This is a genomic window from Mesorhizobium kowhaii, assembly GCF_042431665.1.
Classification (GTDB): Bacteria; Pseudomonadota; Alphaproteobacteria; order Rhizobiales; family Rhizobiaceae; genus Mesorhizobium; species Mesorhizobium kowhaii.
Map to the genome: position 1 here is coordinate 1 of NZ_JBHLYT010000010.1, position 13,557 is coordinate 13,557.

Annotated in this window: 11 protein-coding genes; 3 read left to right on the top strand and 8 right to left on the bottom strand. The window is 58.7% G+C overall.

Annotation, left to right across the window (positions count from 1 at the left end; translation table 11 throughout):
• On the bottom strand, positions 1–413 hold a 413-nt coding region (locus tag ACFFNA_RS10950; RefSeq protein ID WP_378918099.1), incomplete at its 3' end, for a nucleotidyltransferase domain-containing protein.
• A 173-nt stretch (positions 414–586) separates the two neighbouring features.
• Between ACFFNA_RS10950 and ACFFNA_RS10955 the strand changes: the two genes are divergently transcribed.
• The gene (locus ACFFNA_RS10955; protein WP_378918101.1) at positions 587–943 is read left to right on the top strand and encodes a type II toxin-antitoxin system Phd/YefM family antitoxin; all 357 of its coding nucleotides are present in this window, start codon (positions 587–589) and stop codon (positions 941–943) included.
• Positions 933–1,559 (top strand): hypothetical protein, encoded by a 627-nt coding sequence (locus tag ACFFNA_RS10960; RefSeq protein WP_378918102.1) that lies wholly within the window; start codon positions 933–935, stop codon positions 1,557–1,559. The genes ACFFNA_RS10955 and ACFFNA_RS10960 overlap by 11 nt, the downstream gene beginning before the upstream one ends.
• 113 nt (positions 1,560–1,672) lie before the next feature.
• On the opposite strand, the gene ACFFNA_RS10965 is transcribed toward ACFFNA_RS10960, so the two are convergent.
• Genes ACFFNA_RS10965 through ACFFNA_RS10975 form a run of 3 tightly spaced genes read right to left on the bottom strand, consistent with a single transcriptional unit; the run spans position 1,673 to position 7,861 of the window.
• Entirely contained in the window at positions 1,673–3,907 is a 2,235-nt protein-coding gene (locus ACFFNA_RS10965) for a DEAD/DEAH box helicase (RefSeq protein WP_378918104.1), read from the bottom strand.
• Positions 3,879–5,198, bottom strand: coding sequence for an ATP-binding protein (locus tag ACFFNA_RS10970; RefSeq protein ID WP_378918106.1), 1,320 nt, complete (start codon positions 5,196–5,198; stop codon positions 3,879–3,881). The genes ACFFNA_RS10965 and ACFFNA_RS10970 overlap by 29 nt, the downstream gene beginning before the upstream one ends.
• Positions 5,195–7,861 (bottom strand): tellurite resistance TerB family protein, encoded by a 2,667-nt coding sequence (locus ACFFNA_RS10975; protein ID WP_378918108.1) that lies wholly within the window; start codon positions 7,859–7,861, stop codon positions 5,195–5,197. The genes ACFFNA_RS10970 and ACFFNA_RS10975 overlap by 4 nt, the downstream gene beginning before the upstream one ends.
• A 36-nt stretch (positions 7,862–7,897) precedes the next feature.
• On the opposite strand from ACFFNA_RS10975, the gene ACFFNA_RS10980 reads away from it, so the two are divergent.
• A complete protein-coding gene (locus tag ACFFNA_RS10980; RefSeq protein ID WP_378918110.1) occupies positions 7,898–8,704 on the top strand; it encodes a thermonuclease family protein in 807 nt (268 codons plus the stop codon).
• A gap of 34 nt (positions 8,705–8,738) precedes the next feature.
• Here ACFFNA_RS10980 and ACFFNA_RS10985 read toward each other — a convergent pair whose 3' ends face one another.
• From ACFFNA_RS10985 to ACFFNA_RS11000, 4 genes are read right to left on the bottom strand one after another with little or no spacing between them, the layout of a single operon-like run.
• On the bottom strand, positions 8,739–9,782 hold the full coding sequence (locus ACFFNA_RS10985; protein WP_167391973.1) for an OmpA family protein: 1,044 nt from the start codon (positions 9,780–9,782) through the stop codon (positions 8,739–8,741).
• Positions 9,779–11,155, bottom strand: a complete 1,377-nt coding sequence (locus ACFFNA_RS10990) for a hypothetical protein (protein WP_095081565.1) — start codon at positions 11,153–11,155, stop codon at positions 9,779–9,781. The genes ACFFNA_RS10985 and ACFFNA_RS10990 overlap by 4 nt, the downstream gene beginning before the upstream one ends.
• Positions 11,152–11,976, bottom strand: a complete 825-nt coding sequence (locus ACFFNA_RS10995) for a hypothetical protein (RefSeq protein ID WP_143748657.1) — start codon at positions 11,974–11,976, stop codon at positions 11,152–11,154. The genes ACFFNA_RS10990 and ACFFNA_RS10995 overlap by 4 nt, the downstream gene beginning before the upstream one ends.
• Entirely contained in the window at positions 11,969–13,411 is a 1,443-nt protein-coding gene (locus ACFFNA_RS11000) for a hypothetical protein (protein ID WP_378918112.1), read from the bottom strand. Before ACFFNA_RS11000 ends, ACFFNA_RS10995 begins: the two co-directional genes overlap by 8 nt.
• Positions 13,412–13,557 lie beyond the last annotated feature (146 nt).

Genomic DNA, 13,557 nt, shown 5'->3' on the forward strand with positions numbered 1-13,557 from the left:
CCGATGTCGAGGTCGCTATCTGGACCGTCATCTCCGCGAGCGGCGCTGCCATAGATGAACAGGCTAAAGACGGGCATCCCGGCAGCACTCTGGCGCACAGCGTCTTTGATCGCCACGAATCGATCTCTTTCGGCTTCAAAAAGCGCCGTCAACTGAGGCGCAAGCCAGTGGCCGTCATTATAACGATGTACTCTCGCATGTTGCGAACCGGATGAAACGACAATCCCCGAGGTCTCAAGCGAAATGAGACCAAGCCTCACGCTTTCACGGGAAAGTCCACTCACCCTGACGATCTGGGAGGCGGCGAGCATCCCTCCATGCTGCACCAGCGCGCGTAAAACCCTGAGGTTCGAGTTTACTCCGAGCATCAGGGTGAGCGGTCTGCTAATTGAGCTCTCTTGTTCCGAGCGCATCATCGTTCGCCTTTGTTTATGGTCGATTGCCTTAAAATATGGGCAATCGCCTTAATATCTGGTCAAACCCCGAATTGTCAATTCGAGTTGTGGAGAGGTTTAGGGAGCATCTGGTGGCGGCTGCTGCCGAATGGCGAAAATACGTATAATACGTCGCAAAATAGGAGGCTGCCATGCGAGCTTTCAGTTCGATCGATCTTCACAAGCAGACTGGAGACGTGCAAAGAGCAGCCTCCGACGAGGGTGCGGTGATCACGTCCCACGGAAAGCCAAGGAACGTGATGCTGTCTGTGAAGGAATTTTGTAGGCTGAAGCGCATTGCCGGGGAAGCTGTGCCGACCGATCTGCTGCCGACGACAGGGGGAACCATCCGCCATATTCCCGACCCGCTCGGATATAACGTCAGACATTTCGAGATCGCCGCAAGGAAGATGGCGGACGACGCTCTGTCGGGAACAAATGAAGCTGCGGTTGAAGCCGAATTGCATGAGGTGCGCAGCAAGTCTGGAAACCGCCCCCGTGATCGATAAACTCGCCAGTCGCGATATTCGCAGGCCACGTTTCCTGATTCTGGACAACACCCCGCTTTCCCTACTGGGATGTATCGAGGCCTTGGATTGGCTGTTCATGCCCGGGTGCCCGGTTACGATCACGGACATGGTGGCCGCCGAAGCTACCCGGGATCCAGGCGACGACAGGGATCAGCGGCGGACTACGCGAACCTACATCGACGGATGGCTCGATAAGAACGGCGACAGGATCACCATTCTTGCGACCGCGGAGGGTGAAAGATACCGCCGGGAGATGCTGCTTTGGGAGCGCGCGGGAAAGCCGGATGACCTGCGCCCTTCCTGGAGCGACCGCGGCGAGCGAAGCCTTCTCTCGGCGGTCCAGGATTTGAAGCAAGCCCGCCTGCTGGATGAAGAGATTATCGTCATCGTTGACGATTGTAATGCGCGCGACGCAATCCGAGCCATTCGTGCTGACCTGCCGATGATGGGAACAAGGACGTTCATCCGCTGGATGGACGAGGACTTCAGCGTCCCCGGAGCCGACACAGCCTGGCAAGCCATACGGATGGCCACAGCCAATACCGCCGACGAAGGAGAAGACGAAGATCCTGTCTTCATCCGGAGCGGCCCCTGACGGAGCTATGCATGCAGGATACCGCGAAGACGCTTAAGTAAGCCACATATCGGTTAGGGGCAGGCCCCTTGTCGGGCGCCTTTTCTTTGGCTGCCTGCTATCGGTTGAGAGCTTCAAACCCCACACGCGAGCACTTCACCTGCCATCATCCCCAAGTCTTCTCCGATTCTTGAATGCGCCCTCGCCCACAGCCGCCGTAGCAAGGTTTCCGGCACCATCTCGTCGAATTTCGCCGTCCGAAGGTTCTCCACGAAACCCGCGATCGACTGAATGTCCGGCGGACGCTCAGCAATCTGCCGCAGGATTGCAACAGCTTCTTCTGGCGTCGTCTCGATGACCGTGACCCCGACGTCGAGAACCACGCATTCCAGGCCAGCCGAAACCAGAGCGAAGGCCAAGACCGAATTCGCATCGGTACCTCTCCAGGTGAGGATATGGGTATCCTTGCCTGCTCGCAGAAACCGCGATTCATCTAGCCCCAACAGTTTGTATGCCGCCCTTCCCTGCTCAAGGAAACTTGTCGCGGCCGAATCGAGATAGGCAGGGATTTCTATCGACGACAGGACTGCTCGCATCTCGGTCGCGAGCCGGTCGTGAATCGGTTCGTTCATAAGGGCGTCGAATTTCGGGATCTTCCCGGATCGATGCCGTTCGACTTCGATCACTTTTCCCCGATCGTCCACTGCAATGATGCGCCACCGCTGGCCCGCGAACGAAATTACTGCGCCGACCCCCACCGGATTGGAGACAGGGATCGTCCCTAACGTGCGCCCTGCGGAGACCAGCCGCCACTCCTCGTCCGTCGAGAAAATGGCGTAGAAATCACGGGCGCTCGTGAGCCGTTCGCCGATCGCACCAAGCATGATCGTCCCGTCTGGCGCCTGCTCGATCAGCCTTTGTTCCGGCGAGGCCATCGACCGGAGAAGCTCCACGTAGTCAGTCTTGTCGAGCGCGGACAACGGCCCGGCACCGCATAACAATCGGAACAACCGGTCAGCACGCGCCCCGCCTTCCTGGACAATCATCGAAAGCGTCTGGTGAAGCGCTACTGTCGCCATGGCGCTGCCTATGGACGGAGGCTCGACGAACCGTTCAATCAGGAGAAGGACCGAGGCAGCTGCCCGCACCGTCTCCAACCTCAGCCGATCTAGAGGATCGGAATCCGCAGCGAGGCTTCGCTCGCGCACATATATCCGGAGAACGGCCGGGATGCCACGCCGGCGTCCACTGCGCCCGAGCCTCTGGCGCAATGACGCCAACGACCGTGGCGCGCCGATCTGCGCCACCGATTTGACCGAGCCGATGTCGATCCCGAGCTCAAGCGTCGTCGTCGCCACGCCAGTGGTAGGAACATCGCCTTTCTTCAGCCGATCCTCCAGCTCCTCTCTAAGTTCCTTCGATAAGCTCCCGTGATGCGGGAAGAATTCGTTCGGCACGGCCGCTTTTTCGGACCGGATGCGGAGTCGATCGGCCAACGCCTCGACACGCTTTCTCGATCCGGCGAAGGCAAGGTTGTTGGATCCGCGCAAGTTCGCAAAGACATGGTCGGCAATCAGATCGAGGGCGGTTGGGGGCCCTTCTTCGTTCTCAAGGCCATCAGAGTCTTCGACCTCCTCGGAATCTGCATAGGCCCTGATCTGAAGACGGAGTTCCGGTGAATCAGCTGCGGATTCAACGATCACTACGGAAGAAGGGTTCTCAGGCCGGAGCCAGCGCGCGGCGACGGCAAGGTCGCCGATCGTGGCCGAAAGGCCGACACGCCTCGCCGGCTTCGCGGCCAAATCATCCAGCCGATGGAGAAGGCTCGCAAGGTGCAGTCCCCGTGGTCCGTTGAGGAAAGCATGCAATTCATCGATGACGATGAAGCCCAGCGAAGCCAACATCGCCTTCGCGTCACCCGGGCGGCGGAGCAGCATTGCCTCAATGGATTCCGGAGTGATCAGGACGAGACCGCGCGGATCGCGCCTCGCTCGCTGCTTCGCGGACAGCGGAGCGTCTCCATGCCAGCGGACTACGTCGATCTCCATCCGCTCGCATAGATCATCGAGGCGGCGGAACTGATCGTTGATGAGGGCTTTCAGCGGGCTGACATACAGGACTGAAAAGCCGCGTTCTTTCCGATCAGCAACCTTCGTGAGGATAGGCAGGAAAGCTGCTTCCGTTTTTCCGGCTGCGGTAGCGGCAGCGATCAGGACGTCGTTCTCGCCGCTCAGGATCGCGGCGATCGCCTTGTCTTGGACGTCACGCAGTTCCTCCCACTTCCGTTCCCAAATCCAGCGCCGGATCGTCTCATGTAGCCTGTCGAAGCCGGAACGTTCCTCAGAGCCTGATGCTGGCAAGATTCTCATCCCCGCCCTCGGCGCCGCCTTCGCTTTCTTCCGCTGATGGGTTCTCGACGTCGGGCGCGACATCGACCCGTCCGAGAAGGATTTCCCATCCTGTTCCAGGGTTCTGCTCAAGGATCGCCAAGAACTGGACGAACGCCTTAATCGTGTTGCGAGGCGTCCTGAAATAAGCCTCTCCCACGTGCTTGCTGCAATGTTCCATGAACGCGGGAAGCGCCTCATCCGGAACCAGATGTTCCGCCGGATCGCCATGTGCGAACACAGACCGGATATTGGACAAGAGAATAAGGAGGTCCTCTGGCGTAAGGCTCTGCAAGCGGAGCACAGGGCCGGACAGGTCGACGAGGCCGTTCGTCGCGAAGGCGTTCTCCGCCAGACGCGACTGCAGTGCGGCGTAACTGTAAAGGCCCCGGCGAGTGTCCATAAGGAATTCGGGGGTGCCGCCGAACACGAAGCCGATGCCGCCGAAATTCCCCTGAAGAACGTCGTTGAGCATGCGCAGAATTTGTTCAAAGTTCTGGTTGCGTGCCTGTGCGCTCTGGAGCTTGTACAAGTTCACCATTTCATCGAAGACAACGAGCAGGCCGGCGTAGCCGGCGAGTTTGACGAATGCTGCGAGCAATTTCAGCGCGTCATAGATGTCATTGTCATCGATGATGCTCCTGACGCCCAGCGCCTGTCTTGCTTCTGTCTTCGTTGAATATTCGCCACGCAGCCACCGTAGCGCTGATGTCTTGAGGACCTCGTCGCCCTCCTCGCTGCCGCGCCAGTAGGCCTTCAACACGGTCGCATAGTCGTAGCCGCCGACCTCCTCCTGAAGATGGGCAAGGCGTTCGTCTATGACGCGCTCGACAGGCGCGCCCTTCCTTCCCGCCTCGTTCATGCAGTCAGTCACGAAACGCTCCACGACGCTCGGCAGCGCGCCTCCCTCGGGCTTCGTCCTGGTGGCCATGTTCCGGACAGCCTCGGCATAGAGTCCCCTCGCCTGGCCGGCAGACGCATGAATTCTGCGGTCGGGACCAAGGTCGGCGTGGATAGTCACGCATTTCCGTTCAAGCGCTATCAAGCGGACGAGATTCAGGAAGAACGTTTTCCCCGCCCCGTACTCGCCGATGACGAATCGGATCGCCGCACCGCCATCTGACAGGCGATCAATATCCCGGACCAGGGCTCCCACTTCCGCGGCCCTTCCGACCTGCACGTGGCGAAGTCCCGTCTTGGGGACCACACCGGCGGCAAGCGCCTGGAGGATGACGTCGCGGTCGCGCGACTTGATGGTCGTTCCTGTCGTCATCTTTCCGCTCCCGCCCTCTGCAGTTCCATCCGAACATGTTCAACGACCACAATGTGCTCCTCTCCGTCGAGGATCGGTTCGTCGAACTTGTCGAAGCCCCATTCATTGATCGTTTCGATCGCGCCATCCGGCAACAGCCGAAGTTTCCGCGCCGCGTCTTCGAATGCGTCACGGCTTAGCGCCCCGGCTCCAAGAAGGCAGGAAAGCAGTTCGGCATGAGCCGCATCAAGTCCTTCAAACCTCGAGTCTCCTCGCAGGGTCGCCTCCATCGGGGCCGGCGGCGGAGAAAGCGGCTCGTCTTCGACAAATATGCCAGCGAGAAGTTGGGAAACCGCTGACGTCTCCGACTTTATCCGTTCGAGCCGAGCATGGTCGATCCGTAAGCCGGACGCTCTGGGCGCCAAGGCTTCGGCGGGAATGGGAACACCGCCCGTCCGCGTTTCCGGTGTGACGGCTATGGGCTCGTCCAGGACTACCGAACCGCGGTGAAGCGTGGAGTATAGGTCCTCCACTGGGTACCCAAGCGTTTTATACAAGCGCTCAAGGAACTTCACCTCGTCCGGAGCGGCATGTCCGTCCGCTAGCACGGCCGATGTGGCCGATCGGATCGCACTGTCGCGTGCCTCGGCCCTGACACTGCGCAGCCTCTGCATAGCGGATTGTCGGGCGGGAGCATCCTTCAGCAGCGTGCTCGCATAAGCCATCAATCTGGCGCGCTCAATTCCGCCGAGGCCGGGAACCGACCGGATGTCGCTCTTGATCGATTCGAATTCGCTAGTCTCGATCTTCCCATCTGAAGCGGCTGCAAGCGCAGCGACTTCGACCATGGCTCTGGCAGAAGCGTAGCTCGGAGCCTCGCCATCTACTGGCGCCCCGTCTTTCGCCTTGAACAGTAGGACATAACCGTCGGCATCGAGATTTCGGCCGCCATATCTGCGATCTGGCTCGAATCCTACATCAAGCTTGTCCATGAAGGCTCCGACTTGATTGCAGAACCCGGAGGGAAGTTTGCCTTTCGGTTGGGTCTCCACTCCCAATGCCTTGGCGAGTTGACCTACCCTTACCCCCGCAATGCTGCGCTCTCCGAACAGCTGTTCGACATTCCCCAGGACGGCGGTTCCCATTACCGAAGGTGATGTCAACAACTCCTTTGGCAACAGGAAGGCGGCCTCGATGGTGCCCTTCGCCTCTGGACTTTTCCCCAGCAGGCGGCTGTACGAGGCGAGTTCATCAGTGCACGCATTGAGGAGATCCCGCAGGCCATCGAGGGGTGCGGAAATCGCGGCGATGTCGGGGAGCGGCCTGGTCTCGCTGTCGGATAGGTCGAGCCTGCAGTCGAAGCCGCCGCTCGCCGCATGATATTCAATCTTAAGCTTGGTTTTTGGCGGATTGACCTTGAGTCCCTGCGGGTGGCGGGACGCGAACCGCATTTGCCAAAGCTCGGCAAGTTCATCGAAACATCTCGTGGCAGGCGTTCGGAGATAAGTGTCCGGAAGCGACAACACCCAGAGGAGTGCGTCCGTGCCGTCGAAAGAAGTTGCGGAGGCGAGCTTGCGCCCTAGATGGAGCCTGACGGACAACGGCATTTCGTATCCGTTCCTGAGATCGATCGAGAGTGCCGGCCGAGGGATTTCCGGGCTTTTGACGAACTCCGCAACGTCAAGGAATTTCGACGCGTAGTTCTTGAACGAATGATTTTCGCCGTGGAGGGCAAGGAGGCGCCTGACCTCCGCGATCAATGCAGGCGCCTCGTCTTTGGCGGCGTCCACGAACAGGCGACGCTCAAGGCCGTAGAAAAACAGGAAGACATAACCAATGCCGATACTCGGGTCGTTCCTTCCGCCCGCAAGCCAGTCGAGATAAGTCCGCCTGGCGAGGGGTGGAATGTTCGAATATGACGGCCAATAAGGTAGGAGACTGCCCGATAGATCGCTGCCCGACGGGGCGACCGTGCACGACGGATCCACGAGGCAATTGGTTCCGCGGTCCGAACTCGTTCCAGTGAAGGCTCCGCCGAGATAAAACATGCCCGCGTAGATGGTTATTCCTCCTACCCGCACGCTCTCGCCGGGCGGAATCCATCGGGCAGGAGTCCTAATCGCAGAAAGCCTGTCGCCAATTGGCGCCGAGGGCCCTGGCAGACGCCGGTCCCGCTGGTCTGGGCCTCCAGTGAATCTTGGATCGGGTTTAATTCGAGGATCGACCCACGCCTCTCTAGCTCGGGCCTCAGATGGATCTTCGGTGACGCTGCTACGCGTTGCGGCGAACTCGCGCAGCTGGGGTGGCTGAACGCTCCGTTCCTTATTCTTTACGGCGCGGTAGAAAAACCAGGCGGCCAACGCCACGCCCGCAAGCACCCACCCCATCGTCGCCCCCGGCTTGCTTTGGATGTTCTTTCCCCGAATAATTGCATATTCGGAAGCTCCGCGACAAATTCTTTGCCAGCCACTGAAGCATTTCCAGCAGTCGACGTCAGTGTCATTCGTGCTCGTTCGGCGATCCAAGCGTGTGGAGGCCTTGTGCCGCGGCAGGAACACCCCTAGTGGCATGAACTTAGCCGGGTTTTGACACGGACGGGTTAGCCGAGCTTTTCCCACAGCATATGGCGAAAAGTGCGGTTTTGGCGCATTGTGTTCAGCGCATCGGGGGCGGCAATGGACCATCGTGTCCGACTTAAGCGACGGCGCGAAGCAAGGTCGATGACGCGACGTTCACGACTGCATTCGAAGAGAAGCGGACGTTGGACTGTCGCAGCTGCCCTCGCTGTTGCTGGCATTGCGGGATATTTCGGGTGGAGCTTCGTCTCAAGAAATAGTCCGGAAATCATTTCTTACGCTCAGGGCAAAGCTTCCTCGGATCAGGAGGATTTGGTCGGCCGTGCTTCCGTCATCGACGGTGACACAATCGAAATCCACGGCAAGCGCATCCGCTTCAATGGCATCGACGCGCCCGAGTCGTCTCAAACCTGTGCAGACGGAAATGGCAAAGCATATCGATGCGGTGCAAAGGCGGCCGAAGCGGTGGACCAATTTCTGGCCGCCTCATCTCCGACCCGATGCGTTTTCGTCGCCCGTGACCGTTACGGCCGTTTCGTCGGGAACTGCTTCAGGGCGGACGGAGAAAGCGTTCAGGCCGCACTCGTCAGGGATGGCTGGGCTCTTGACTGGCCGCGTTATAGCAACGGCGCCTACGCCGACCTGCAGGCGGCGGCAAAGGCCGAAGGCAAAGGGATATGGATCGGCGCGTTTGAACGTCCGTGGGAATGGAGGGCGGATCGCCGGAATGGCAAGGCTGCAACCGCGCCGATCGTACCGCTTGTCGGCGTCTCGTCCGGTTCCGACGGATGCAACATCAAAGGCAATATCAATTCGTCGGGCGAACGCATCTATCACGTGCCCGGCCAGGAACACTACGACAGGACCCAAATCACGCTGAGCAAGGGCGAGCGATGGTTTTGTTCGGAGGCCGAAGCACTGGCTGCAGGGTGGCGACCCGCCCTTCGCTGATCGTCGAAACCGTCTTACCCGTGCTGCAGTTGCCTCACTGAATCTTCGCGCCGATCTCCGTTGTCGAAGGCGAATTGCGTTTCCTGACCCGGATCTCTATCCGACGCCGCGATTTCACGTCACCTGCTTGGGTTCCGTTGGTGAGGGTGTCGTCGGGAAGGATCAGTTGGGCCCCCGACATGGGCAGAATGGTAACCGCCTGGAGAGCTGGTACGCTCTTCAGGACTTTGGCTACGGCAATCGCACGCGCTAACCCCAGACCCGCATTGTCCGCAGGGTGCAGTACGCCGACGGGGGCAGTGCCGCCGAGTACGTCTTGAAGCTCGGCATCAAGGTTTGATCCAAGACGCGAGATCTTCTGCTCATCGGTGTGCCCGATGACCTCCACGACGTCCACCGCATATTTCGCGGCGATGTCCGCAATCTGTCCGGCAGTGTTTTCTCGCAAGGCCGCGTCAAAGCTCGGGCTGAGTTCCGCGCTGCCTGACTTGAAGAAGTATCCGTTCGTTTCGCTGAGGCTGATAATCGGCGGCCATTCGTGGGGCTTTGCGTTGCCTTCAGATTCCTTAGCCTTGCGGATGACCTCAAGAAGTTGCTCTTCCGGCGTCTGCTTCGAGGGTGAGACGACGACCTTGTCTCGGAGCACTTTGATCGCTGGGGCAAGCTTTTCGATGTCGTTGGCAGTCAGCCCGGAATCCCGGAGCCGTACTGCCATGGGCACAACTTCTTCGAGAGTGAGACCGGTCTCCAATATCTGGTCCACCTTCGTTTTTGCGAGTTCCAGTTCCCGCCATTCCTTTTCGAGTTCGTCGCTACCAGCAACTGTCTTTCGGAACACCTCGAGCTTTTCTTCGAGCAGAGCGTTGGAGGCCTCCTGCTTCTGAAGTTCAACCTCGACCGCCAGCTTGTCCGCTTTGATGTGTTCGGACGTGGACCGCTCTCTCGCGATGATCGCACCAGCAGCCAACAAGAGGCAGAAGACGAGCAACAGCATGGACTCGGCCATGGTGAGACCGAGAATAAGGCCGCGGCCATAGCCTCTCTGCTCGCTTGAGACGGACGTTCCCTGAGTGCTCAACGACGGTTCCACCACCGCTTGCTGTCAGATTCACTCTCGACAGATTTATTCACGGGGGAAATTGCATCCCCTGCCGCTTCGGGCGCATCCTGGCCGTTTGGCTGCTGCGCTTGAACTTCGACAGGGGCGGCCAAAGCAACGATGTCGTCGAGAAGCGGAGTCGACCCCAAGCCGTCGGTGAAATGGTGAACACCGTTTGCCCCCCCTGAAGCGCCATCGGATAGAGGTTCGAATACGCCGAGCTTAGAGCCTGCGCGCGTTTCGAGGAGCATCCTTTCAAGGAACTTCTGCATCTCCGCATTCTGTTGTTGGATGTGGCGAGCGAGGCTGTCTGTGCTCCGCTGAACTTGAGCCGACGCCTCTACCGACTTCTCCATGATCTGAAGCGACCTCCCGCTTGTCTCCACGATTTTCGCGACGGCATTGGTGATCAGGTCCATGCGGTGAGCCTGATCTTTGCTGAGGGCCTCGGTCCTGGCGCCGTAGTCGACGACGATTTTGCCGAGCTCCCTGACAAGCGGACCGAGCTCGTTCTTCAGGACGGCTTCGGGTATCATGACCGCTTCGAGTTTCCTGGCCACGGCGTCGACTTGGCTTCCGAGTTGAGACGTCGAGCTGGCCATCCCGCTGTTGGCCTTCTCGAACACGTCACCGGAGCTGTCGACCTTTTCCGCGATTTCGGAGAGCTTGGATGCAATCTGACCAAAGCTGGCGTCGATCGCAGTGCTGAGTTTCGCCGACGCATCCTGAACTGGCTTGATGGCTTCGTTCGCCATCCTTTCCAAAGCGCCCTTCAGTTGCTCCCCAGTATCATCAGCATGCCTGACGATCTCGTCGAACCCCTCGCTGATCATCTGATTGCTCACCCGACGGAAGTCGGCGAATTCGCGCGTGGCGCTTTCCATCTCCGAGCGTACGCGTCGCGTCATTGTTGCCAATTCATGGCGTGTCGCCCTCTCGACATCGAGAACGTCTCGCCGCGTCTGGTTGTAGAGGATGCGGAGAGAGATTCCGAAGATCGTGGACGTGATCGCGATGCCGAAGTTCCGGATGACATCGTCTGTCGAAGACACTGAGGTGAATTGATATAGGGAAACGCCCAAGCTCGACAGCGTGAACAGGAAGCCCATGTAATAGAGGTTGTCGCCGGTCTGCTCTTCGTGGAGCCGGATCCGCCCCGAAAACCAGGACAGCGACAAATATCCGATCATGAGCATGATCGGGACCGTCATGGAAACGAACGGATTCACCCCCCACAGCTTCGAGACTGCGATGAAAATGCAACCGGTGAGGGTAAACGCGGCGAAGGCATAAAGCGGCAGGTTCCGGAGAAGACCGGTCGAAAACTCTTCGCCGACTGTGTGACGGTTCAATTCATTCCCTCCAGTCGTGGCGACGGCAGAAAGTTGCCGCGATTTTCTACGACCCACTTAGCCCAGAATTCCAGATGATCGCGCCCGTCAAAGGGTTTGGCCGCGCGATCGACATACCATATTGCTACGTCAACCCCGTCCAGCGTCGTTCGGTATTTGGCGTTCGCTGGACTATTCAGATACGCTCCGTAGCTGACGCCTGACTTGTACTGGGAGTACAGCTTGGTGTGTTCGATCATGTCGGAGGCGACGATCAACTGTTTCGCGGCGCCGGGTTTCGAAAATTTGTCGAAAACCGTGAGCTTGATTTGCTGAATGGCTGCCATGATCGGCGATTGATTGCCGGATTGGTCGTTAGGAATGCTCTCCGAAACCTTCTCCAACGGCTTGCTGAAGGCTTCCTCCCACTGGCGCTGGCGTCTAGCCGGATTATTGGTCCATTGGTCGACTGAGGAGCCGTCACCGGGATTGCAGCCGTCAAACATCTTGACGAGTTCGCCCGGGTTCTCGGTGAGGCCAAAAATCTCCAGCAATCCGCCGACCGGGATCGCCGACACGGTCTTTTGGAACCTATTCTTGATATCGAGCAGCGTCGTGTCGGAGATCGGATCGGTCGTATCGACCAGGAACACGTTCACCGCCACTGGACCGTCAAGCGGACATAAGGTTTCCTTGGCCAGCTTCGTTTGGGAACTGGCCTTCGCGTAAAGGTATCCCAATCCACCGATCAATGCTCCGGAGAGGACGAGCAAACATATGCCGGCCACAATAGTGCCCAAGCGGCCCGGTTTGCGGCTTTTCCTTCTTCTCGTCCTAGCCATTGGGAGCCGTCTCCGGATGCAGCTTGTCCAGTTCACGGTATTGGTCGATGCCGTCGTCGCACACCGCGGCGATTTTTCTGATCTGGTCGGATAGGTCTGCCTGTGCCTTGCGTATGGACTCGGCGACGTCCCTATCCGTCAGTTCGCTTTCCCCTGCTTTCGTGGGTTGAATGCGGTCCAGCTTGTAAGCGCCGTCGAAGTACTTCGGAGCTGCTTCCGTCCGTGCCTTGGTATTGGCTTCCCGATAGCGTTTGAGCAGCACGTTTGCAGTCCGCTCGAGCTGCTCTTGGTACTGGACAAACAAGGAGAGCAGCTTCGCCCGGTGGGCGATGATCGCATTGTGGTCCCGGCGGCGGCCGCTGAGATCCCTTATGATCTCGTCGACCTTCTCATTGTGGTCGTCCCGTACGCCGAGCAGTTCTTCAATGAGGTCTTCCTGACGGGTCGCGTACGTCGTGCGCGCCGAAAGGAGCCTTTTGTACACTGCCGCATATCCGAGATACGGGTCTTTCAGATACCAGCCGTCAATAAAGGCAAAGATCGAAAACATCAGGCCGATGCCGAAGAGCAGCCAGGATTTGATGTCCACGAGTCCGAGCGGATCATGCCGGATTCTATCCATAACGATAGGTCCAGCATCTTCGAGAATGCTCCCGGCTACCTCTCGATAATGAGCAAGTCCAAGATTCAGCGCGACGGCTAGCGCAGCATAGCCACCGATGGAAAGGTATCCGAGAAGCTTCAGGAATAGCGACCGGTGGACGGTGAGGCTGACGCAAAACAGGGCGAAAACCAAAGCGATACCGATATTGAGGAACGAGAAGCTCATGGCCTCGGTAACGCCCCCGACAATTCCCATATCGCTTCCCTTCGCGAGGAAGACGCCGTTCATGATCGCCTCGATGAGAAAGAGGAAGAACAGGAACGACACCTTGAAGAACCATACATGGCCCTCCGACAGTCGCGGGGCGCGCGTGATCCCATGCCGCCTGCGGAAATCGGCATAGTCTTCTTCGGCAGCGTTCAGTGCCCGTCGCAAACCATGGAGTTCGTTGCGTCCCCTGACCACCTCCGCCTTGAAGTTGGAAACGCCTTCGGCGTTTGCCTTGTGGATGTCGGAAAACTGCCCCTCGAAGTCCAGGCCGCCAAGCCTGCTGGCGAACGAATGGAGCTGGTCTTCCAGGTTATTGTACGCCGTGTTCCTGGTGTCCTGGACCTTGCTGACGATCGCCAGTTCGACGTCGTCAAGTGCTTTCGAGCTCTTCGAGGGCTGGTTGAGCGCACCGCGGGTCTGCCCTTCTTCCGCGAGCTTCATGTCTCTCGCGACTCTGTCCACGTCCAGGTTCGGAAATATTTCAGTCGTGACCACAAAGTCATGACTCGTCTCGCGGACCTTTTCCAAGATCCGGTTGAGCCCGTCAAACGTCTTCGTCAACTCTTTACCCCTTGCCCACTTTCCCATGGTCAGCCCGTGGGTGATCTCTTAAGCAAAGAAACGCGCGCGGACAACAATAATGACGATCTACATGAGTTGCGGCAGAGGAGGACCTCAGAATCTGTCACCTGTATGCAGATCGAAGC